The following is a 24,473-nucleotide window of genomic DNA, read 5'->3' on the forward strand; positions in this document are numbered from 1 at the left end:
CCCCATCAGGTAATGGAAATCACCCCTTCCCGGGGCTGAAACTGGTGTGAGGGCACACTCCGTGCCGGGATCGGGGAGGAACCGTGCACGACGACCGAGTGACCATCGAGCAGCACATCGAGCGGACGCTGCTGCAACGCATCTGGCCCGCCCAGTACCGGAAGTCCGTGGACCTCAAGGTTTCCCTGTGGGAGACGCCGGATCACAACCAGGTCCTCTTCAAGGACGCGATCACCAAGACCTTCCAGGGGATCGATCCGGGCACGGCGTGGGGCAAGCCGTGGCGCACCGGCTGGTTCAAGGTCGAGACGAAGGACGGGCTCGGCGTTCCCAAGACCCCGGACTGGCAGGGCAAGCGCGTCGAGGTGCACTTCGACCCGGGCTACCTGCCGGAGCACACCGGGTTCGGCGCCGAGGGCCTCGCCTATACCGGTAAAGGCATTCCGATCAAGGGGTTGAACCGCCGCACCGCGTGGGTCCTGATCGCGAGGGAAGCCAAGGGTGGCGAAGCCGTGCAGTTCTACGTCGAGGCGGCCGCCAACCCGCTGATCTACCCACCGCTGTCCCCCTTCGGGGACCATGCCGTGCCGGCCCCGTACGACAAGCCGCTCTACCTGTTCCAGAAAGCCCAGCTGCGCGTCTTCGACCAGCAGGTGTGGGAACTGGCCCACGACGTGGAGGTCCTGCTGGAACTGATGCTGCAACTCGGCCTGGACTCCCCGCGACGCTGGGAGATCCTGCGCGCCCTGCAACGATCCGCCGACGCCCTCGACCCTCAGAACGTGTCCGGCACCGCCCAGAACGCGCGCAACCAGCTCGGCACCATGCTGTCGCGGCCCGCGCACGCGAGCGCGCACCTGATCTCCGCTGTCGGCCACTCCCACCTGGACACGGCGTGGATGTGGCCCTACCAGGAGACTCACCGCAAGATCCTCCGCACGGTGGCGAATGCGGTGTCGTTGATGGACGAGCACCCCGACTACACCTTCGTGATGTCCCAGGCGCAGCAGCTCGAATGGCTGAAGACGGACAGCCCCGAGCTGTACAAGCGGGTCAAGGACAAGGTCACGGCGAAGCAGTTCTTCCCCATTGGCGGCATGTGGGTGGAAGCGGACACCAACATGCCCAGCGGCGAGTCGCTGGTGCGGCAGTTCACCTACGGCAAACACTTCTACGACAGCGAGTTCGACCTGAACACCGAGGAGGTGTGGCTGCCGGACTCCTTCGGCTACTCGGCAGCACTGCCCCAGATCATCGATCTGTCCGGGTCGAAGTGGCTGTTCACCCAGAAGATGTGCTGGAACGACACGAACGTCTTCCCGCACCACACGTTCCTCTGGGAGGGCATCGACGGCACGCGCGTCTTCACCCACGCCACGCCCGCCAACATGTACGAGGCCAAGATCACCGGCCGTGAGCTGCACCGCGCCGTGCGCAACTTCGCCGAGAAGGGTTCAGCCACCAGGTCCCTGCTCGCCTACGGCTACAGCGACGGCGGCGGCGGGCCGACCCGCGAGCACTTGGGGCGGGCTCGACGCCTGGCCGACCTGGAGGGCTCGCCGAAGGTCACCCTGGACAGCCCGCGGAACTTCTTCGAGAAGGCCGAGGCCGAGTACCAGAGCCCCCCGGTGTGGTACGGCGAGCAATACCTGGAGCGGCACCGGGGCACCTACACCAGCCAGGCGGAGATCAAGGGCGGCAACCGGGAGTGCGAGGCCCTGCTGCGCGAGGCGGAGCTGTGGTGCGCCACCGCCAAGATCAGGAAGAACCACCCGTACCCGTACGCGGCCCTCGACCGGATCTGGAAATCGGTGCTGCTCAACCAGTTCCACGACGTGCTGCCGGGCACCTCGATCCCCTGGGTGCACCGGGAGGCCGTGAAGGCGTTCGAGGACGCGGCGAAGGAACTCCGCACCATCGTCGAGGGCGCGCAGAAGAAACTGGTGGAAGAATTCGACGGCACCTTCTACTTCAACTCGAACCCCCACCCCTGGCAGGACGTGGCCGCGCTGGGCGCGAGAGCGGAGCGGACGCCCGAAGGGAAAATAAAGGCCGTCCCGAAGAACGACAAGACGTGGGTGATGGAAAGTGCAACCCTGCGCGTGGTGGTCGATAGCGACGGACTCCTCTCGTCCCTCTACGACCTGAGCAACGAACGGGAGCTCATCCCAGCGGGACAGCGGGGGAACCTGCTGCAACTGCACCAGGACCTGCCGGTGTTGTGGGATGCCTGGGACATCGAAAACTACTACCGCAACACCGTGGTGGACCTGGTCACACCTTGTGAAGTGACTTCGCTGGCAAATGACGAGGGAGTGAAGGTGGTCCGCACCTTCGGTGCCGGGTCCGAGGTGACCCAGGAACTCCGACTGGTCACCGGGATGGGCAGCAGGTTGGAGGTGACGACGCAGGTCAACTGGAAGGAGGTGGACAAGCTGCTCAAGCTCTCCTTCCCGCTCGACGTCCAGACCGAGAGGTCCGCCGCGGAGACCCAGTTCGGACACGTGTTCCGCCCAACCCACACCAACACCTCTTGGGACGCCGCGCGCTTCGAGATCTGCGCGCACCGGTGGCTGCACGTCGGTGAGGCCGGCTACGGCGTCCTCCTGGCCAACAAGACCACCTACGGGCACGACGTCACCCGTCGCCCCAAGGAGGACGGCGGGACGAGCACCACGGTGCGGGTCTCGTTGCTGCGCGCCTCCCGCTGGCCAGATCACGGTTCCGACCACGGCGAACACCACTTCCGCCACGTCTTGGCCGTAAATGCGGGCATCCCGGACGCGGTGCGCGAGAGCTACCGGCTGCACCACCCTCTGCGGAGAGTCGTCGTGAGCGGCGCATCCACCCCGACGGAGGTCAAACCCCTGGTGGGGGTGAGCGACAACGGTGTGGTGATCGACACCGTCAAGCTGTCCGACAACCAGGCGGATGACGTCATCGTGCGGTTGTACGAGGCGTACGGCACCCGCAGGAGCTGCTCGTTGTCGGCGTCGTTCACCGTGGCATCGGCCTGCATCACCGACTTGTTGGAAGCCAACCTCAAGAAAGACCTGGACGTGACCAACGATGCGGTGACGCTGGAGTTCCGCCCGTTCCAGGTGATCACCGTGCGGCTGCACCGCTCCTGATCCGGGGCCTCCGGGAGGGCAGCGCCCCGGCTGCGGCCAAGCCCAGCACCAGGATGCCGGTCGTCGCCCACAGGCCGCGTTCGGTGGCGCGGGCGAATCCGTGGCGCACCGCGTCCGCCGCCGCGTCCTCGGCGAGGCGGCGGATCTCGGGATCGGCCGGAATGGTGCAGCGGGACGGTCGGGTACCGGTGGTCGCGGCCTCGGCGTGCTCGGCCGCCAGGCAGCGGACCGCGGCCGCTGCCTCCGGCCGGGTGGACCAGGAGGTGGGCAGGTTGTGGGCTCGGTGGTCGGCGGCCGTGGTGACCGCGTTGCCTACTACCGCGTAGAAGACCGAGCCGACCACGGCGATGCCGATGGCGGTGCCCAACTGGAAGGAGGTGTTGACCAGACCCGAAACCGAACCTGCCTCGTGCTCGGGCACCGCGCCCAGGACCAGGTCCACCAGGGCCGCGGTGACCACGGCCAATCCGGCCCCGGCCAGCAGCAGGCCGGGGGCGAGTTGCCAGGCGTGCAGGTCCGGGCCCCACCACCGCACGGTGAGGGTGGTGGCCACCAGGCCGCCGATCATGACGGCCATGCCGGTGCGGATGGCCGTGTGCTCCGGGCTTCGTCGCGGCCCGGCCCGCGTCACGGACCCGGCGACGACGCCTACGGCGAACGGCACGAACGCCACACCGACCTCGGAGGGGTCGGCCCCCAGACCGGTTTGGAGGTGGACGCTGAGCACGAAACCGAACTTGCCTCCCGCGCTGAACACCAGCCCGACCAGCAGACCGACCGACACCGCGCGGTCGGCGAGCAGCCCCGGTCGCACGAGGGGGGCGCCGCCGCCTGCGGTGACCCGCCGTTCGTGCGCCCGGAACACGACCAGCAGGGGTGCCACCGCGCAGGCGAGCCACCACGTGCCGCCGTGCTCGCGGCCCTGCACCAGCGGGTAGAGCAGGGCGAGCAGCGCGGCGGCGAGCAGGACGACGCCGGTCAGGTCGAGCGCGGTCGGGCCGGCTCGGGCCGGTGGGCGCGGGAGCAGCAGCAGGCCCGCCGCCAGGGTGAGCACCCCGATGGGCACGTTGACCAGGAAGATCGCCCGCCAGCCGAGGCCGAACAGGTCGGCCCCGGTGAGCAGGCCGCCCAGCAGCGGGCCGCTGACGGCGGCGAGGGCGAGCACCGCGCCGTAGAGGCCGAAGGCTGCTCCACGCGCACGGGGTGGGAACGCGGCCCGCAGGTGTCCCAGCACCTGCGGGACCATGACGGCGGCGGCGACGCCCTGGAGCACGCGGCCCGCCACCAGCACCTCGGGCGTGGTCGCGAGGCCGGACAGGGCGGAGGCTGCGGTGAACCCGGCGACGCCGGCCAGGAACACCGGTCGCCTGCCGCGCAGGTCCCCCAGTCGCCCACCGGTGATCAGGACGAGGGCGAAGGCCAGGGGGTAGGCGGCGTCGATCCACTGGAGTTCCGCGCCGTCCGCGCCCAGGGTTCGCTGGATCCCGGGCAGGGCGACGCCGACGATCGTGCTGTCGACGACGTCCATGAACGCGGCGAGCAGCATCACCGCCAGGCCGGACCAGGCGCGGGTCACCGGGGGTGGTCGGCGCGGTCGGGGGGAGGGTGGTCGAGGGTGCCGGCGCAGGGGCTGTATTCAACGGGGTCGGCGGCGAGATTGGCGGCCGGGGCGGCGGCAGGGTTGTCAGCGGCGGCGGGGTCAGCGGGATCGGCAGGGTCTACAGGATCAGTGGGATCAGCGGGGCCGACAGGGTCTGCACGATCAGCGGGATCGGCTGGATCAGCGGGGTCGTTGTGGTTCCCGTGCACCTCGCACAACCGCCGCCACCCGTCGGCGGTCAGGGCGTAGTCGCCCACCGTGCCGTCGGCCAGCAGCCGGGCGCGCTTCGGGTTCGCCAGCAGCAGTGCGGTGGCCTTCGCCAGCAGCACCGCTGCCCACCGGTCCCGCCACGGCGGCGTCAGCTCCTCCGCACCGCCCCGCCTCAGCGCCACCGACGCCAGCTCGCCGAGCACCGCCGCCCGACCGCGCGACGCGGCGGTCAGCAGGGCCAGCAGCAACTGGTGGGTGCGCTGCCCGAACCTGTTCGGCTGGGGGACGGGCGACTCACCCAGCGACACCCGCAGCAGGGCCCCGGTCAGGTCCGTGCCGCAGCGGCGGGCGTTGCCGGGTTCCACCAGGCGGGGGTTGAGGTCGATGTAGGCGGGACCGTCCGGGGTCAGGACCGCGTCCGCGGACAGCGCGCCGTGCCAGCCGAGGTCGCTGCCGAGCACGGCCAGGTGCTCGGCGACGGCGGGCAGGTCGACGCCTTCCTTGACCAGCGCCGCCCCACCCACGCCTTCCCGGACGCGCAGGGCGGCGTGCCACGCGACCAGGCGTCCGCGGTCGAACACCGACTGGACCATGACCAGCGGGCCGTCCAGCCGTTCCTGCACCAGGATGCCGCCGTGGTCGGCTTCGCCGGCGAACTCGACCGCGACCCGGACCAGGTCGGCGCGGTCGCGCACCAGGCGCACGCCCCTGCTCCCCGTGCCGATGCGGGTCTTGACGTAGCCGGGCAGGTCGACCTGGGTGAGCAGGTCCTCCGGTTTCGCCACGAGCTTGGTGACCGGGTGCGGCAGGCCGAGTTCGCGCAGGGTCCGCCACGCCTCGGCCTTGTCCTGCACGCGGGCCAGTGCCGTGAAGTCCGGCACGGCCAGTCCCACCCCGAGGTCGCGCACCCGGTGTGCCTCCAGCGCCAGCACGGCCACCTGTTCCTGGGTCGCCAGCAGCGCGTCGAACCCGCCGCGCTCCAGCACCTGGAGCGCGGCGTTCAGCCAGGCGAACGGGTCGGCCCCGAACGGCGGCACGGCGTGGACCGCCCGCACCCACCGGATGGAGCGGGTGAGCAGGGCGCCGCCCGAGTCCAGGACCTCGACGTGGTGACCGTCCTCGCCGAGCAGGCGCGCGACCTGGGCGGAGGACACGCCGCTGCCGTCGGAGAGCAGCACTCGCCGCGGGGTCATGCCCCGGCCACCGGGACTGCGGCGGAGGCCACAGGAGTGGCCGTGGAAGGGACTGCGGAGAGGGCGGCTGAGGAGGCCGCAGGAGGGGCCGCTGAGGACGAGCAGGTGCCAGTGCCTCCCGCAGTCCCTTCCGCAGCTCCTCCTGCGGCCGCCGGAGCGGCCAGGTGCGCCGCGACGGCGCGGACGGTCGGCGTGCGGAGCATGTCCTCCAGCGACAGCGAGGTGGACAGCTCCGCGCGCACCCTGGCGAGCACCCGCACGGCCAGCAGGGAGTGCCCGCCCAGTTCGAAGAAGTCGTCGTCGACGCCGATGCCGTCGATGCCGAGCAGGTCGGCCCAGATCTCCACGAGCCTGACCTGCTCGTCGGTCGTGGGCGCGGCGTGCGGGGTGGCCAGGGCGGGGCGGGCGTGCCGGGGTGACGCGTCCGGTCGGGCGTCACTCGCCTCGTGGTCGACCCACGCGCGCAGGCGCGCTCCCAGCGGGCCGGACGAGGTCACCACCTGCCCGGCCAGCCCGGTCAGGGTGAGGGCCCGCTCGAAGAGCGCGACGCCCTCCTCCGGTGACATCCGGAAGTCGGCGACCGTCGCACCGGGCAGCGGGTGCTTCTCGTCGCCGACGCGCCACCCCTCCCAGTCGACCGCCAGCCACGGCCCGGCCCCGTCGTCGTTCGCGGTGAGGGCGAAACCGTCGAGCGCGGCGTTGGCGGCGGCGTAGGCGGCGAACCCGATGCCGCCCAGCACCGCCGACAGCGAACCGAGGGTGAGCCGGAAGTCCAGCGGCTCGGCGGCCAGCGCGCGGTGCAGCGCGAGGAAACCGCCGACCTTCGGGCGGAAGTGGGCGTCGCACTGCGCCCGGTCGACGGCGTGCCCGAGGCCGAACGCCGCCACGTCGGAGGCCCCCGCGCCGTGCACGACGCCGTGCAACGCGCCGAACCGCTCCCGAACTCGTGCCACCGCGGCGCGCACGGAGTCGGCGTCCGCCACGTCGGCGGTCAGCGTCAGCACCTCGCCGCCCGCCGCCTCCAACCCGCGGACGCGCCGGAGGGCGACGCTCACCCGGTCGTCCGCCGGGTGCCGGTCGAGCCAGGCGGCCCAGTCGGCGCGCGGCGGCAACGGGGTGCGGCCGAGCAGGGCGAGCCGGGCGTGCCGGGTTCGGGCCAGGTGCTCGGCCAGGGTGAAACCGACGTCGCCGAGGCCGCCGGTGATCAGGTAGGCGCCGCGGTCCCGCAGCGGAACGGCACCGCCCGCGGGGACGCGCACCGGCCGGAACGACTGCTCCCACCGGTCGCCGCCGCGGAAGGCGACCGAGGTCGCGGTGCCGGCGCAGATCTCGGCCAGCACGCGGTGAGCCAGGACGCGCGGGTCGGAGCCGATCACGCCGGGATCGGTCACGCCAGAGCCGGCCACACCGGAACCGACCACGGCGGGACCGGCCACACCAGAGCCGGTGCCACCGGAACCGGCCACGTCGAGGTGCCGGAACACCGTGCCCGGGTTCTCCTGCCCCAGCACGCGACAGCAACCCCCCAGCCCGGCCGACGCGGGCACGCGCAGGTCCCCGCCGGTCACCCGCACAGCCCCGGTCGTGAGCACCACGACGTCCGCGGGCAGGGTGTGGCCGGACCGCAGCGCCGCCGCGAGCAGCGCGAGCAGGTCGTGGAAGCCGAGGTCCTGGGCAGCCTCGAACGCCTCCGGGGTGGGCATCCCGGCGGGCACGTCGGTGCTCCACGCGTGCACGACCGTGCGGGGCGGCGCGGTGAGCGCGGACCGGAGCCGGTCGTGGTCGTCCCGGTTGCCGGGCCGCAGGAAGAAATCGCCATCGGGGTCGTGGTGGAAGTCCGTCCCGGTTCGGACGGCGGTGACGGTCGCGCCCGCGTCGCGCAAGGCGTCGACCAGGGCCGCGCCGGGGCCGTCGCGATCGGCGAACACCAACCACGGCCCCCGGTCCCCGACCCGCCCGGCCAGGTCGTCGACGGGCAGCGGCAGCCGCGTCCACACCGGGACGGAGAACCAGTCGGCCAGGTCGTCGAACCGCGCGGGCCCCGCCGGCCCCGCCGGCGCGGCTCCGGTCAGGCCACCCCCTGCCGATCCCCCGCCTGCCAGATCGCCCCCTGCCGAGCCAGGCTTCCGGTCACGCGGCACGGCGTCGATCCAGTACCGCTCGCGCTGGAACGGGTAGGTGGGCAGGGAGACCCGCCTGCGCCCGGCCAGGTGGGTCGCGGCCCAGTCCAGCCGCGCCCCCGCCAGCCAGAGCCGAGCCACCAGACCGGTCACGTCCGGGAACCCCGCGACCACGTCCGGGCGCTCCTCGCCCACCGGCCCGAGGACCACCGTCACGGCGTCCTCTCCCCGACGGGTCCCCCGGCACGGCACGGACGTCCCCGCCACCACGGCGGCCAGCGCGTCGAGCAGGGGCAGCTCGCCCAGCAGGGACGCCGCGAGGGCGCCTCCGGCGCCCTCCCCCGACACCTCCGCCACGTCCACGCCCCAGCCGAGCAGCGCACGCGCCACGGCGTACTGGGCGACCGCGTCCGCCACCGCCGGGCCGAACCGCTCCTCGATCCCGGCCGGCCCGCGCCCCGCCACCCCGCCGCTCCCGTCCAGCAGGGCGGAGCACTCGTCGACCGCGGCCCGGACCTCCGGGTGGACCACGACGTCGCGTGCCGTCCCCCGCGGCCACCCCGTCGGGTCGGGCAGGACCAGGTGGACGGGGCGGTCCCGTCGGCGCTGCTCGGCCACCAGGCCGCGGCCGTCGCCGAGCGCGCGGACCGCGTCCCGCAGGTCCCGGCAGACGACGGCGAAGCGGTGGTTGAACTCGCCGCGGCTGGACTGGAGGGTGAACGCCACGTCGGCCAGGGGCAGGTCGGGGCTCCGGTCGAGGTGGGCGCGCAGGTCGGCCACCGCGGCGTCGAGCGCCGCCGGGTTCTTCGCCGACAGCACCAGCGCCTGCGGCCACGGTTCGGCGGTCCCGGGTCGGATCGCGGGCGGCTCCTGGAGCACCACGTGGGCGTTGGTGCCGCCGAGGCCGAACGAGCTGACGCCGGCCCGGCGCGGTCCCCGCCGGTCGGGCCAGCGGCGTGCCCGCCCGTTGACGCGGAACGGCCCGTCGCGGCCGTCGAGCGCGGGGTTGGGCCGCCGCACGTGCAGGCTCGGCGGCAGCAGGCCGGTCCGCACCGCGTGCACGGCCTTGATCAGCCCGGCGACGCCGGCGGCGCGGTCGAGGTGACCGGTGTTGGGCTTGAGGGAGCCGATCGCGCACGAGCCCGCGGGCACGCCGGCGAAGACCCGCGCCATGGCGGCCAGCTCGACCGAGTCGCCCAGCAGGGTGCCGGTGCCGTGGCACTCGACGTAGCCGACGGCGCCGGGGTCGACGCCGGCGTTGGCGAGCGCGTCGGCGATGACGGCGGCCTGGCCGTCGACGCCGGGCGCGGTGTACCCGGCGCGGGAGAGGCCGTCGTTGGTGACGGCCGAACCGAGGATCACCGCGTCGACGCGGTCGCCGTCGGCGAGCGCGTCGGCCAGCCGCTTGAGCACGACCACGCCCACGCCGCTGCCGATGACGCTGCCCCTGGCGTCGGCGCCGAGCGCGCGGCACTGCCCGTCCGGGGACAGGATGCCGCCCTCCTGGTACAGGTAGCCGCCGGTCTGCGGCACCTCGACCGAGACACCGCCCGCGAGCGCGGTGTCGCACTCGTGGGTCAGCAGGCTCTGGCAGGCCAGGTGCACGCACACCAGCGAGGTGGAGCAGAAGGTCTGCACGGCCGCGCTGGGCCCGGTGAGGTCCAGCTTGTAGGAGACCATCGAGCTGAGCGAGTCGCGGTCGTTGCCGACGCCCAGCTGCATCTTGTCGACCGTCGCCAGCAGGTCGGGCCGGGTCGACAGGTTGTGCTGGAGGTAGCTGGGGAACCCGCAGCCCGCGAAGACGCCGACCACGCCCGGCACGGCGGCCGGGTGGTGCCCCGCGTCCTCCAGGGCCTGCCAGCAGCACTCCAGGAACAGCCGGTGCTGCGGGTCGGTCAGCTCGGCCTCGCGGGGGCTGTAGCCGAAGAAGGAGGCGTCGAACTCCTCCACGTCGTCGACCGGGGCGGCCACGCGGACGTAGCGCGGGTCGGCCCGCAGGACCGGGTCGACCCCGGCGGCGTCGAGCTCGTCGTCGGTCAGCCGGCGGATCGACTCGACGCCGTCGAGCACGTTGCGCCACAGCCGGGCCACGTCGGGAGCGCCGGGGAAGCGCCCCGCCATGCCGATGACGGCGATCGCCGGTCCCTGGTCGACGAGATCCCGACCAACGTCCTGACCGGCATCCCGGCCAGCGTCCTGAACAGCGTCCTGAGCGGCGTCCTGCCCAGCGGGGTCCTGCTCGGTCACGTCCGGCTCCTCACCTGTCCGAGCGCCTGCCTGCGCCGGGCGCCACGTGCCTGCCTGTCGTCCTGGTCGCGGTCGTCGCGCGTGCCGTCCTCGCCGCCGACGAGCCGGGCCAGGGCACGCACCGTGGGCGCCTCGTAGAGCACGTGCGGCGCGAGGTCCGCGCCCGGGAAGGCGGCCCGGACGCGGGCCACCACGTCCACGCCGACCAGCGAGTTGCCGCCGAGTTCGAAGAAGTTGTCGCGGACGCCGATCTCGGCCACGCCGAGCGCGTCCGCCCAGAGGTCCGCCACGGTCCGCTCGACGGGTGTCCCCGGCGCCACGAACGTGGTGGTGAGGTCCGGGCGCGGGTGGCGCTCGGCGGGTCCCGCGCGGCGCACCGCCTCGGTGGTGAACCGGTCGCTGAGGTCCGCCACCGCCCTGAAGTCCTGGGTGGACACCACGACCTGCGGCAGCCCGGTGGCCAGCGCCGCGCTCAGCGCCGCCCACCCCTCGTCGAGGTCGATGCCGAAGCGCTCCCGGGTGGCGCGGAAGAACTCCCGCACGTGGTCGTCGTACCCGGTGAGGCCCACGTCCCAGGCGTTCCACCGCCACTCGCCCCAGTCGACCGCCACCACGCGACGCCCGTCGTCGGCGGCGCGGTGGGCGTAGGCGTCGAGGAAGGCGTTGGCGGCGCAGTAGTCCACCTGGCCGGGGCCGCCGCCGGTGAGCGAGGTGATGGAGGAGAACAGGACCACGAACTCGACCGGGTCGTCGCGCAGGGCGCGCTCCAGCGCCCGGGTGCCCGCGACCTTGGGGTGCAGCACCCGGTCGGCGGCCTCGCGCTGCTTGAACGGCAGCAGGCCGAGGCCGGGCACGCCCGCGGCGTGCAGGACGCCGGTGACCGGCCCGAACCGCTCCCGCGCCGTCGCCAGGGCGGCGCGCACCTGCTCCTCGTCGCCGACGTCGGCGACGAGGGCCAGCACCTCGGCGCCGCTCGCCTCGATCCGCCGGACGCCCTCGATGCGACGGCGCACGTCGGCGTCGAGGTCGTCGTCCGCGAGCAGCGCCGGCCAGTCCGCGCGCCGGGGCAGACCGGTGCGGCCGAGCAGGACGATCCGGGCGCGGGCGGCTCGGGCGAGCCGTTCGGCCATGGCCAGCCCGAGGCCGCCGAGCCCGCCGGTCACCACGTAGACGCCGCCGTCGCGGACCGGGGACGCGGCGGGTGGCGCGGGCACCGGCTCGTAGGCGGGCACCCAGCGCCGGCCGGCGCGCAGCGCCACCGTCCGGTCCCCCGGTTCGGCCGCGAGTTCGGCGAGCAGGCCGGGTGGCGGGGCCAGGTCGTCCGGCAGCACCACGTCGATCAGCCGGCAGACCGTGGCCGGGGACTCCAGCGGCACGACCCGGCAGGGCCCGACGACGGTGGCCTGCTCGGGCAGCAGCGGCTCGTCGCCGACGACCCGCTGCGTGCCGCGGGTGACCACGTCGAGGCGGACCTCGCCCGCGCCCAGGTCCTGGAGCGCCTGGGCGAGGGCGACGACGCTGTGGAAACCCCGGTCGAGCACCTCCTCCGGAGGAGCGCCGGCGTCCGTGTCCAGGGTGAGCAGGTGCAGCAGGCGGCGGGGTCGCCGGTCGGCCTCCCACAGCCGCGCCAGGACCGCCTTGAGGTCGGCGCGGCTGTCCGGCCGGACGGTGTGCGAGCCGTCGTCGAGCACGGCGAACCCGTCGCCGGGCCGCACCCTGATCACCTCGGCGCCGCCGCGCGCCGCGGCGTCGGCCACCGCCTCGCCCGCGGGCCCGCCGACCAGCGCGAGCCACGGCGTCCCGTCACCGGTCGCGGGGGCGGGCGGCGCGGTCTGCCGCCACGCGGGCAGGTACAGCCACCGGTCCGGGTCCTCGCGGCGCAGGCCGCTCAACGCCTCACCCGCGCTGCCCCGCTCGGCCGGTCCGGCGGGCTCCAGCCAGTAGGGACGGCGCTGGAACGGGTACGTCGGCAGCGGCACCCGGTGGCGGCGCTCGCCCGCGTGCAGGCCCGCCCAGTCCACCGGCGCCCCGGCGAGCCACAACCGGGCCACGGCGGTCAGCAGCGACCGCTGCCGGTCCCCGCCACCCGCCGCCAGGGTCGGCACGGCTCCGGCGAGCCGACCGGGGCCCACCAGCACGGCGATCCTGCTCGACCCGCGCGTGACGACGTCCACCAGGTCCACCGGTTCGGCGGCCGGTGCGCTCCCCCAGTGCCCGGGATCCGCCGACGCCCAGTCGCCGGTCGTCCCCGACGCGTACGGGATCCGCGGCGCGGCGGGGTCCAGGTTCGCCCGCGCCCACCCCACCAGTTCGGCCGGGGTCAGGCGGGCGCGTTCGACCGCCAGCCGCGCGGCCTCCGGCAGCGTCAGCGCACCGGACAGGCACGCGGCGACGCACTCGCCGGCGCCCTGGCCGGCCAGCGCGTCCGGCCGCAGGCCCCAGCTCATCAGCAGCCGCGCCAGCGCGTACCCGGTGGTGAACGCCTCGGCCGCCGGGCTGCCGTCCAGCAGCGCCCGGCACTCGTCGACGGCCGCGCGGAACACCGGCTCCCGCTCGTACAGGTCTCCCGCGTCCGCCGGGTCTCCCGCGTCCGCGGCGGTGTCGGCGAACACGAAGGCCACCGGCCGGTCCACCTCGAACTCCTCGTCCACCGCGGCCAGGACCTCGCCGGCGCGCAGGGCGGCGACCGCCTCGGCGGTGTCCGCGGCCACCACGGCCCGGCGGCACTCGAACTCGCGCCGCCCCACCTGGAGCGTGTAGGCGGCGTCGGCCAGCTCCACGCCGCCGTCGTCGAGGGCGTCGGCCACGGAGGCGGCCAGCTGGTCCACGGCGGCGTCGGCGCGGCCCGAGAGCACCAGCAGCTGGTGCGGCCTGCCCGGCGGGTCTGCGGGCGGGCGGGACGGCGGTTCCTCCACCACCACGTGCACGTTGGTGCCGCCGAGGCCGAGCGAGTTCAGCCCGGCGCGGCGCGGCCGGTCGCGCGCCGGCCACGCCCGCAGCTCGGTGTTGACGTAGAACGGGCCCGCCGAGAAGTCGATCTCGGGGTTGGGCCGCTCGAAGTGCAGGCTGGGCGGGATCACGCCGTGCCGCAGCGACAGCGCGGTCTTGATCAGGCCGGTCACCCCGGCGGCGCGGTCGAGGTGGCCGACGTTGGTCTTCACCGACCCCAGCGCGCACGTGCCCGGCCGGCCGGGGCCGAACACCGCGTTCAGCGCGGCGACCTCGATCGGGTCGCCCAGCTCGGTCGCGGTGCCGTGCGCCTCCACGCAGTCGACGTCCTCCGGCGACACCCCGGCGTCGGCCAGCGCCCGCCGGATCACGGCGACCTGGCCGCCGACGCTCGGCGCGGTGTAGCCGACCTTGACCGAGCCGTCGTTGTTCACCGCCGAGCCCCGGATCACCGCGACCACGTCGTCCCCGTCGGCCACCGCGTCGGCCAGCCGCTTGAGCGCGACCACGGCGGAGCCGTCGCCGAACATGCTGCCGCCCGCCCGCGCGTCGAAGCTGCGCACGTGCCCGTCCGGGCTGCCCATGCCGCCCTCCTGGTACAGGTGCCCGACCCGGTCGGGCACGCGCACCGAGACGCCGCCCGCGAGCGCGACGTCGCACTCCCCGGTGCGCAGGCTCTGGCAGGCGAGGTGGACCGCGACCAGGGAGGTCGAGCAGAACGTCTGCACCGCGAAGCTCGGGCCGCGCAGGCCGAGCTTGTAGGACACCATCGTGGTCAGGGCGTCCTTGTCGCCGCCGATGATCGCCTGGTACTCGTTGACCGAGCCGAACAGGTCCGGGTCGGAGCCGATCCGGTGCCAGTAGGTGCTGATGTTGGCCCCGCCGAAGACGCCGACCAGCCCGGCGTAGCGCGTCGACGCGTAGCCCGCGCCCTCCAGCGCCTCCCAGCAGCACTCCAGGAACAGCCGGTGCTGCGGGTCGGTCAGCTCGGCCTCGCGCGGGCTGTAGCCGAAGAACCGCGCGTCGAAGGAGCGCACGTCGTCGAGCACCGGCCGGGCGGGCACGTAGGCCGGGTCGCCGACCAGGTCCGCCGGCACGCCCGCGGCGAGCAGCTCGTCGGGGGTGAACCGGGTGATGGACTCGGTGCCGGACAACAGGTTCCGCCAGAACGCGTCCACCGTGGGCGCGCCGGGGAACCGGCCGGACATGCCGATGATCGCCACCGGCTCGGACTCCGCCGAGGCGCGCACCCGGTGGCGCCGCTCGGCCAGGACCTCGGGCTCGCCCGACTCCGCGCGCGGCGTCGCGGGCGCGACGCGGGCGGTCAGCGCCCGCACGGTCGGCGACTCGAAGAGCGCGACCGCGGTCAGGGCGGTGCCGAACTCGGCGTTCACCAGGTTGATCAGCTGGAGGCCCATCAGCGAGTGGCCGCCGAGGTCGAAGAAGTTGTCGTCGGCGCCGATGCGGTCGATGCCGAGCAGGTCGCGCCACAGCCCCGCCATCCGCCGCTCGTGGTCGCCGTCGGCGGGGGCGAACGCGCGGGCCAGGGCGGGCCGGGCCGTGCGGGTCGGGCGCGCGGTCGCGCTCACGAGGCCGACCCACCGCTCGACGCGCCGCGCCAGGTCCCCGGTGGAGACGACGACCCGCCCGCCCGGCGCGGCCAGCGCGAGCCGGAAGGCCTCGACGCCCTCGGCGGCGGACAGGGAGTTCTCGGTCATCGCCGCGCCGAGCCGGCCACCCCGCACCTTCGCCGCGGCGGACTCCCACGTGTCCCAGTCCACGGCGAGCCACCGGCCCGGCCCGCGGTGGGCCACGGCCAGCGCGTCGAGGACGAGGTTGGCCGCGGCGTAGGAGGCGAACCCGAGGCCGCCCAGCACGGCCGACATCGAGGACATCAGCACGCAGAAGCCGATCGGCTCGTCGCGCAGGACCCGCTCCAGCACCAGCGCGCCGCCGGCCTTGGCGGCGAAGTGCGCCGCGCACTGCTCGTCGGTGAGGTCGGAGACCGGGCGGAAGCCGGCGACGTCGGTGACGCCCGCCGCGTGCACGACGCCGTCGAGGCCGCCGAAGCGGTCCCGGGCGGCGGCGACGACCTCCCGCATCCGGGCCTCGTCGGTGACGTCGGCGGCCAGCACCAGCACCTCGCCGCCGCGCCGCTCGACCTCGCGGACGCGGGCGATGCGCTCGCTCGTGGCCGAACCCGGCTGGTCGGCCAGGTGCCGGTCCCAGGTGTCGCGCGGCGGCAGGCCGGTCCGGCCGGTCAGCACGAGCCTGGCGGCGTGCTCGGCCGCCAGGTGGCCGGCCAGCTCCAGGCCGACGCCGCCGAGCCCGCCCGTGATCAGGTACGCGCCGCCTCGGCGCAGCAGCCCGTCGGCGGCGCCGTCGCCCGCACCGCCCAGCGGGGCGGCCTCCCAGACCAGGCGCTCCCCCGCGCGGTAGGCGACCTGGGTGTCGTTCCCGGTCCACCGCAGCTCCTCGGCCAGCAGGTCGGCCACACCCGCGTCGCCCGGGACGACGTCGACGGCGCGGCACCGCAGCGCCGGGTACTCCTGGGGCAGCACGAGGCACGCGCCGAGCACGGCGGCCTTCCCGGCGAGCGGCCGGTCGTCGTCGACGACCCCCTGCACGCGGTCGGTGACCACCGCGATCCGCACCTGACCGGCCGGGGCCTCCGCGAGGGCGCGGGCGAGCAGGCACAGGCTGCGGAACCCGGGCTCGCGGCCCGCCCGCAGCTCCTCCTCGGAGCCGGGGTCGCCCACGCCCCACAGGTGCACGACCGTGGCGGGCGGGGTGTCCTGCGCGGCCAGCAGCCGCCGGTAGTCCTCGGCCTCACCGGCGCGGACCCGGTACTCGCCACCGGCGCCCGCCTCGAACCCCGACCCCCGCCGGACCAGGGTCACGCCGACGCCGTCGGCCGCGAGCCTGGCGGCCAGCGCGTCGGCCACACCGCCGTCGTCCGCCAGGACCAGGCACGGTCCCGCGATCGTCCCACCGGGGGGCAGCTCCCGGGCGCGCCAGACCGGGACGTGCAGCCATTCCCGCACCGGCCGCCTGGCCGGGGTCTCCTCCTGGTCGGCGAGCACCCCCGGAGTCGTCGGCCGGTCGGTCCGCGGCTCATGGGTCCGCGGCTCGTCGGTCGGCGGCTCGTCGTGGCGCGGCGGGTCGACCCAGTGGGACTCGCGCTGGAACGGGTAGCCGGGCAGCGGAACCCGGCGGCGGTCCTCGCCGGCGTGCAGCGCCGCCCAGTCGACCGGCGCTCCCGCCAGCCACAGCCGGGCCAGGGCGGTCAGCACCGCGGCCCGGTCGTCGGTCCGGTCCCACCGGCCGGGCAACGTCGACACCACCGACCCGAACCGCTCGGCGGGGCAGTCGGGGTGCCCGCGCAGCAGCGCCGCCAGCGACTGCCCCACGCCGACCTCCACGAGCACGCGGTCCGGTTCGGCCAGCAGCGCCGCCGCGCCGTCGCCGAACCGCACCGGGCGGCACATGTGCCGCGCCCAGTAGCCGGGGTCGGCGACGTCCTCGGCGGTGATCCACGTGCCGGTGACGTTGGACAGGTAGGGGATGCGCGGTTCGCCCGGCTCGACGTTCGCCGCCACCCACCGGGTCAGGGGCTCGGCCACCTCGGCGAGCGCCCGCGAGTGGAACGCGTGGGAGGTGGTCAGCCGGCGGCACGCCACCCCGCGCGCCTCGAACAGCGCGGCGGCACGACCGACCGCCTCGACCGACCCGGCCAGCACCGACATGCCGGGGCCGTTCACCGCGGCGACGTCCAACCCGTGGCCCACCAGCGCGGCGGCCTCGTCGGCGGGCAGCGACACCGCCAGCATCCCGCCCGGTGCGACGCCCTCGATCAGCCGGGCGCGCTCGGCCACCAGGCGGGCCGCGTCCGGCAGCGCCAGCACACCGGACAGGCACGCGGCGACGTACTCGCCGACGCTGTAGCCGAGGAAGGCGGCCGGCCGCACACCCCAGCTCATCAGCAGCCGGGCCACCGCGTACTCGACCGCGAACACCGCGGGCTGCGCCAACGCGGTCCGGGCCAGTTCGCCCTCGTCGGAACCGGTCCGGCCGAGCAGCGCCTGGAAGGCGTCACCACCCTCGACGCGGCCGTCCCCGAACACCACGTCCGCCAGGTCGACGCCCAGCGCCGGGTCGAGCACCGCGCGGCACTCGTCGAACGCCCGCCGGAACGCGGGTTCCCGCTCGTGCAGCCCGGCGGCCATGCCGCGGTAGTGCTCCCCGACCCCGGCGAAGACGAACGCGACCGGCCGGTCGCCCGCCACGTCCGCGCCGACCAGCACCCGGCCCTCGCGCAGGGCGGTGACCGCTTCACCCACGTCGGGCACGACCACGGCCCGGCGGTGCTCGAACTCGCGCCGCCCCACCTGGAGCGTGAACGCGACATCGGCCAGGTCGACGCCGGCGGGGTTGGCCCCGGCCTGGTCGACGCCGGCCGGGCCGACGCCTGCCGAGGCGGGTGCGCCAGGCGAAGCGGCTCCCGGACCGGCGGACGCGGGAGCCGGAGCGGCCTCCGCACCGGCGAGCGCGTCGGCCAGCGCCTCGACCCCCTCGTCCGCCGCCACCGGCGTGCGGGCCGAGAGCACCAGCACCTGGTGCCCCCGGGCCACCCGCCCGGTCGGCGCCCGGGGCGGCTCCTCCAGCACCACGTGCGCGTTCGTCCCGCCGATGCCGAACGCGCTGACGCCCGCACGGCGCGGCCGACCGGTCTCCGGCCAGCCCCGCAACGCGGTGTTGACGAAGAACCTCCCCTCGCGGTCGAGTTCCGGGTTGGGCCGCTCGAACCCGAGGCTGGGCGGTATCACGCCGTGCCGCACCGACAGCACCGCCTTGATCAGCCCGGCGACCCCGGCGGCGCGGTCGAGGTGCCCCACGTTGGTCTTCACCGAACCCAGCGCGCACGACCCGGCCGGACCCGGTCCGAACGCCTGGCGCAGCGCGGCCAGCTCCGCGGCGTCACCGAGCGCGGTGCCGGTGCCGTGCGCCTCGACGTAGTCGATGTCGTCCGGGCTCAGGCCGGCCCCGGCGATGGCCTCGGCGATCACCGCGGCCTGGCCGCGCACCGCGGGCGCGGTGAACCCGGCCTTGACGGACCCGTCGTTGTTGACCGCCCAGCCGCGGATCACCGCGTGGACGTGGTCGCCGTCGCGCAGGGCGTCGTCGAGCCGCTTGAGGACGACCACGCCCACGCCGCTGCCGGTGGGCGTGCCCAGGGCGGCGGCGTCGAACGCGCGGCACCGGCCGTCCGGTGAGGCCATGCCGCCCTCCTGGTAGAGGTAGCCCACGCGCTGCGGCACGCTGACCGCCACCCCGCCCGCCAGCGCCGCGTCGCACTCCCCGGCGGCCAGGCTCGTGCAGGCCGCGCACACCGCCACCAGCGACGTGGAGCAGTAGCTCTGCACGGAGTAGGCGGGTCCGGTGAGGCCGAGCAGGTAGGAGGTGCGCGTGCTCAGGGAGTCCTTGTCGTTGGCGAGCGCGAGCTGCACCGCGCCGACGGACGCCGTCAGGGACCGGTCGGGCAGCAGGTTGTTGAGCAGGTAGGTGCTCAGCGCCGCACCGGCGAACACCCCGACCTGGCCGCCGAGGCGCGCGGTGTCCCAGCCGGCGTCCTCCAGCGCGTGCCACGCCTGCTCCAGGAACAGGCGCTGCTGCGGGTCCATCACCTGGGCCTCGCGCGGGGTGCAGCCGAAGAAGCCCGCGTCGAAGAGGTCGACGCCGTCCAGCACCGCGCCGGACCGGACGTAGTCGGGGTGGCGCAGCAGGTCGGGCGGCACCGCGCCGGCCAGCTCCTCCTCGGAGAAGTCGGTGACGCAGTCGCGGCCACGGCACAGGTTGCGCCAGAACTCCGCCACGTCCGCCGCGCCCGGGAACCGCCCCGCCATCCCGACCACCGCGATGCCCTCGTCCGGACCGGCCACCCCGACACCGTCGTTCCCGCTCATCCGCCCCGCACTCCCCGTCGCCGCGCCGCCGCCCGGCGGCGGCGGTCCTGTCCTCGGGCACCTGCCTCGTCCACCCGCCCGCCCGCCCGGCCCGCCGGGTCGAGGAGCGCGGCCAGCTCGCCCACGGTGGGCCGCTCGAACAGCACGGGCGCGGACAGCGCCACGCCCAGCTCGCGCTCCAACCGGGCCACCACGGTCATGGCCAGCAGCGAGTTGCCGCCCAGTTCGAAGAACCGGTCGTCGACGCCGACCCGGTCGACGCCGAGGTGCTCGCCCCACACGCCCGCGATGTGCCGCTCCACCTCGTTGCGCGGCGCGACGTAAGGCGTGCGCAGGGCCGGGCGGGCGAAGCGCTGCCCGGCCGGCCGGGTCACCGGGTCGCCGGTGAACAGCTGCGCCCAGCGCCGCCGGGTCGCGGCCAGGCCCTCGGGCAGCACCAGCACCTGCCGGGCACCCGACGCCAGCGCCCGGTGCAGCAGTTCCGCGCCCTCGTCCGAGGTCACGCCGAACTCGTCCCGGTAGGACCTCACCCGCGCGCCGAGTTCCGGCGCGCCCGCGAACACCTCGGCCTGCCAGGAGTCCGAGCGCCACGGGCCCCAGGCGACCGACACCACGGGCACGTCCACCTCGGCGGCCGCGCGGGCGTCCAGGTAGGCGTTCGCCGCGGTGTAGTCGCTCTCGCCGACAGCGGGCACCGCGACCACCGAGGACGAGTACAGGGCGACGAAGTCCACCGGGACGCCGCGCAGCGCGTCGAGCAGCGCCGCGGTGCCGCGGACCTTGGGCCGCAGCACCGCCAGCGCCTGGTCGCGCCCCTTGTCCCGGACCAGTCCCGCGCCGGGGACGCCCGCCGCGTGCACGACGCCGTGCAGCGCGCCGAAGCGGCGCACCGCGCGGTCCACGACCCCGCGGAGCCCGTCGGCGTCGGCCACGTCGGCGGTCTCCACGACCACCTCCGCGCCCAGTCGCTCCAGCTCCAGCACCGCCCGGACCGCGCCCACCTCGGCGGCGAGGGCCGGCCACCGGTCGCGCGGTGGCAGCGGGGTGCGGCCGACCAGGACGAGCCGGGCGGCGACGCGGGCGGCCAGGTGCTCCGCGAGGGCCAGGCCGAGACCGCCGAGACCGCCGGTGATCAGGTACGTGCCGCGCTCGCGCCACACGGGCCGCTCCGGCGGGTCGAGCCGGTGGGCACGCCACTCGCGCACCCACCGGTGGCGTCCGCGCCAGGCCACCGGCTCGTCCTCGGCGGGTTGGCCCAGCTCCGCGAGCAGGGCGCGGGCCGCCTCGTCCGGCCGGGCCGGGTCCAGGTCGACCGACCGGCAGCGCAGGGTGCGGTACTCCGCGTCGAGGGAGGCGCACAGGCCGAGCAGGGTCGCGTGCTCCGGGTTCGCCAGGTCGTCGCCGAGGACGGCCACGGCGTTGGCGGTGACGACCACCAGCTCCACGGGGTGCGCGGGCAGGAGTTGCCCGAGGGTCCGGGCGAAGGCGAGCAGGCCCAGGAAACCCCGGGACAGCGCCGCGTCCAGGTCGTCGGCCGGGCCCGCGCCGAGGGCGTAGAGCACCTTCGCCGGGCGGACGCCGCGCTCGTCGAGCTGCCCGAGCAGGAGGTGGTGGTCCTCCGGTCGTTCCGGGTCCAGGGCGTAGGCGGTGTCGTCGAGCCGGCGGAAATTCCCGCCCGGCTGGGCGGTGAACACCGCGGCGCCCTCGGCGCGCAGCCGCTCGACGACGGTGGCGGTGACGCCGAGCGGGTCGGCGAACACCAGCCACGGGCCGTCACCGGCCCGCCCCTGCCGGACCGGGACCTGTCGCCAGGAGGGCACGTGGCACCAGTCGGCGAGGTCGGGCGCCTTTCCGGCGCGCGCGGCGGAGAACGCGCCGGGAACCGCGGTCGGCTCCGAGGCCACGCCACTCCCCGGAACCGCACCGCTTCCCGATGCCACACCAGGGACCACGCCAGGGACCGCGCCCCCACCCGGAGCAGCGCCGCCGCCAGGAGCCGCGCCCCTGCCCAAGGCCGCGCCGGACGCCGGAGCAGCCCCGGCACGCGTGCCGGGTGGCACCGGCTCCGGCCAGAAGGCGGTGTGCCGGAACGGGTAGGTCGGCAGGGTCGCGGTGCGCCGGGCCGGGTCGCCGTCCCACCGCGCCCAGTCCACGGCCGCGCCCCTGGCCCACAACCGCCCCGCCGCGTCGAGCAAGACCTCCGCGTCCGGCCGGTCCTCGCCCGCGCCCGGCAGCGTCGGCACCGCCACCACCCCGGTGCGCCCGGTCGCCAACAGCACCTGGTTCGCCAGGCTCGACAGGCCGCGGCCGGGTCCCGCCTCCAGCAGCACCTCGACGCCCTCGGCGGCGAGCAGTTCGACGGCGGGCCCGAACCGGACGGGCAGGCACAGGTGGTCGGCCCAGTAGCCGGGGTCGCGCGCCTGGTCCGCGGTGATCCACGTGCCGGTGGTGTTGGACAGGAACGGCACGTCCGGCTCACCGCGCGGCACGGCGGCCACCAGGTCGGACAGCCGGGACTTCAGCGGGGCCAACGACGCGGAGTGCATGGCGCGCGACGCGGCGACCCGGCGGTGGGCGACGCGCTCGGCCCCCAGCCGCGACGCCAGCCCGGCCACCGCCCGTTCCGGACCGGCGACCACGGTCAGCCCCGGCCCGTCCACGGCGGCCACGGACAGTTCGTCGGTCAGCAGGTCGGCCACCCGGTCCGCGGGCAGCGCCACGGCGAGCATCGCGCCGGGCGGCGCGGTCGCCACGAGCCGGGCCCGGTCGACGACCAGCGCCAGCGCGTCGGGCAGGGTGAACACGCCGCTCAGGCACGCCGCGACGTACTCGCCCAGGCTGTAGCCGAGCAGCGCGTCGGCCCGCACGCCCAGGTCGCCCCACAGGCGCGCGCAGGCGTAGTCCACCGCGAAGACCGCGGCGTGCACGACGTCCACCGGCGCGGCGCCCCGGTCGGGCGGGTCGCCGCCGGCCGGATCTCCGCCGAACAGGTCGCCGTGGTCCCGGTCGGCGAACAGCAGCGGCGCGAGGTCCAGGTCCCGCAGCTCCCGGCAGAGCCCGACGCACTCGTCCAGGGCCGCGCGGAACGCCGGGTGGGCCGCGTGCAGGCCGCGGCCCATGCCCGCGTGGTGGTCGCCCTGTCCGGGCAGCAGCAGGGCCGTGGTCGGGTGGTGGCCCGGCGGCACGTGGTGGTCCGGTGGCGCGTCCGCGAGGGCGGCCAGCGCGGTGACGGCCTCGTCGCGGTCGTGGACCAGCAGCGCGGCGCGGTGCTCCAGCGCGGCGCGGCCCACCTGGGTGGTGAAGGCGAGGTCGGCGAGGTCGGCGCGGCAGGCGGCGACCTCGGCGGACAGCCGGCGCGCGGTCTCCGCGAGCCCTTCGGCGTCCCGGCCGGAGACGGTCAGCAGCCGCGGGCCCGGTCGCGGCGCGGTCGGCGGCTCCGGCGGCGCCTGCTCCAGCACGACGTGGGCGTTGGTCCCGGACCAGCCGAACGAGCTGACCCCGGCGACCCGCGGCCCCCCGTCCGTCGGCCACGGCTCGGGTTCCGCGGGCAGCAGCACCGGGCACCGGCCCCAGCCGATCGCCGGGTTCGGCCGGGCGTGGTGCAGGTTCGCCGGGACCACGCCGCGGTCGAGCGCGAGGACCGCCTTGATCAGGCCCGCCACCCCGGCCGCGCCCAGCAGGTGGCCGACGTTGGTCTTCACCGCGCCGACCACCAGCGGCGCGGCGCGGCCGGGGCCGAACACCTCCTGGAGGCCGTCCATCTCGATCGAGTCGCCGAGCCGGGTGCCCGACCCGTGCGCCTCCACGTAGCCGACCCGCGCCGGTTCGACGCCCGCGCGGTCGAGCGCGGCGCGGATGACCGCCACCTGGGCCGCGCCGTTGGGCGCGGTCAGGCCGTTGCTGCGGCCGTCCTGGTTCACCGCGGAGCCGCGCAGCACCGCCAGGACGCGCCCGCGCCGCCGCCGGACGTCGCCCAGCCGCTGGAGCACCACGACGCCGCAGCCCTCGCCGATCAGGAACCCGTCGGCGTCGGCGTCGAACGCCTTGCACCGGCCGTCCGCGGCCAGCATGTTCATCCGCAGCGCCTGCCGGACGGCGGTGGGGTGCACCACCGCGCTCACGCCGCCCGCCACGGCCACGTCGCACTCGCCGCGCCGCAGGCTCTCCGCGGCCAGGTGGACCGCGACCAGCGACGACGAGCACGCCGTGTCCACGGTGAGGCTCGGGCCGCGCAGGTCGAGCAGGTAGGACAGCCTGCCCGCGAGCACGCTGGGCGCGATGCCCGTGCCGAAGTGGGGGTCGTCGGGGCTGCCGGGGTCGGCCTCGGTCTGCGTCGCGGCGTACTGGCCGTCGGACATCATGCCGAGGAAGACGCCGGTCCGGCCGCCGCGCAGCCGGTCGGCGGCCAGGCCCGCGTGCTCCAGCGCCGCCCAGGCGACCTCCAGCGCCAGGCGCTGGCGCGGGTCCATGCGCAGCGCCTCGTTGGGCGAGAGGCCGAAGAAGGCGGCGTCGAACCCGGCCAGGTCGGTCAGGAAGCCGCCGAGCAGGCCGTCGTCCTCCGGCCGGGCCGGCCAGCGGCCCGGTGGCACGGGTCTGGCGGCGTGCGCCCCGTCGAGCAGGTCGCGCCAGAACCGGTCGGGGTCGTCCGCGTCGGGCGGGAACCGGCAGGCCATCCCCACCACGCACACGGCGTCGAGGCCCGGCCCGCGCGCCGGTTGGGCCGGTGGCGCGGGCGCGTCCGCGGCGGCCTCGCCGGCGAGGAAGTCCGCGAGCGCGGCGATGCTGGGGTGCTGGTAGACCAGCGTCTGCGGCAGCTCGTCGCCCAGCCACTCCTCCAGCTCGCCGGACAGGCTGACCGCCTGCGAGGAGGTGATGCCGTAGTCGTCGAAGGGCGCGGTGGGGTCCACCCGCCCCGGTTCGACCCCGGCGAGGCCGGCGATCCGGTCGGTCAGCCAGCTCTGGATCCGCGCTCGGGCGGCACGCGGACGGGTGATCCCGGTCAGGGGGGTGGTGGTCCCGGTCAGAGGGGTGCTTCCGGTCAGGGGGGTGGTCGCGGTCAT

Annotated in this window: 6 protein-coding genes; 1 reads left to right on the forward strand and 5 read right to left on the reverse strand. The window is 75.6% G+C overall.

What is annotated here, in order from left to right; translation table 11 throughout:
* Nucleotides 1–83 precede the first annotated feature (83 nt).
* On the forward strand, nucleotides 84–3,131 hold the full coding sequence (locus ABD223_RS28700; protein WP_344039701.1) for an alpha-mannosidase: 3,048 nt from the start codon (nucleotides 84–86) through the stop codon (nucleotides 3,129–3,131).
* On the opposite strand, the gene ABD223_RS28705 is transcribed toward ABD223_RS28700, so the two are convergent.
* Genes ABD223_RS28705 through ABD223_RS28725 form a run of 5 tightly spaced genes read right to left on the reverse strand, consistent with a single transcriptional unit; the run spans nucleotide 3,106 to nucleotide 24,473 of the window.
* Entirely contained in the window at nucleotides 3,106–4,707 is a 1,602-nt protein-coding gene (locus ABD223_RS28705) for an MFS transporter (RefSeq protein ID WP_344039702.1), read from the reverse strand. The two genes, ABD223_RS28700 and ABD223_RS28705, sit on opposite strands and share 26 nt — an antisense overlap.
* The gene (locus ABD223_RS28710) at nucleotides 4,704–6,134 is read right to left on the reverse strand and encodes a hypothetical protein (RefSeq protein WP_344039703.1); all 1,431 of its coding nucleotides are present in this window, start codon (nucleotides 6,132–6,134) and stop codon (nucleotides 4,704–4,706) included. Before ABD223_RS28710 ends, ABD223_RS28705 begins: the two co-directional genes overlap by 4 nt.
* On the reverse strand, nucleotides 6,131–10,501 hold the full coding sequence (locus tag ABD223_RS28715; RefSeq protein ID WP_344039704.1) for a type I polyketide synthase: 4,371 nt from the start codon (nucleotides 10,499–10,501) through the stop codon (nucleotides 6,131–6,133). Before ABD223_RS28715 ends, ABD223_RS28710 begins: the two co-directional genes overlap by 4 nt.
* Entirely contained in the window at nucleotides 10,498–19,413 is an 8,916-nt protein-coding gene (locus ABD223_RS28720; protein ID WP_344039705.1) for a type I polyketide synthase, read from the reverse strand. Before ABD223_RS28720 ends, ABD223_RS28715 begins: the two co-directional genes overlap by 4 nt.
* Nucleotides 19,410–24,473, reverse strand: a complete 5,064-nt coding sequence (locus ABD223_RS28725; RefSeq protein WP_344039706.1) for an SDR family NAD(P)-dependent oxidoreductase — start codon at nucleotides 24,471–24,473, stop codon at nucleotides 19,410–19,412. Before ABD223_RS28725 ends, ABD223_RS28720 begins: the two co-directional genes overlap by 4 nt.

The organism is Saccharothrix xinjiangensis, from assembly GCF_039527585.1.
Lineage (GTDB): Bacteria > Actinomycetota > Actinomycetes > Mycobacteriales > Pseudonocardiaceae > Actinosynnema > Actinosynnema xinjiangensis.

Bases quoted from the DNA above. Each gene is read 5' to 3' on its own strand.
- ABD223_RS28725 (WP_344039706.1), bottom strand. From the start codon at position 24,473: ATGACCGCGACCACCCCCCTGACCGGAAGCACCCCTCTGACCGGGACC.
- ABD223_RS28720 (WP_344039705.1), bottom strand. From the start codon at position 19,413: ATGAGCGGGAACGACGGTGTCGGGGTGGCCGGTCCGGACGAGGGCATC.
- ABD223_RS28710 (WP_344039703.1), bottom strand. From the start codon at position 6,134: ATGACCCCGCGGCGAGTGCTGCTCTCCGACGGCAGCGGCGTGTCCTCC.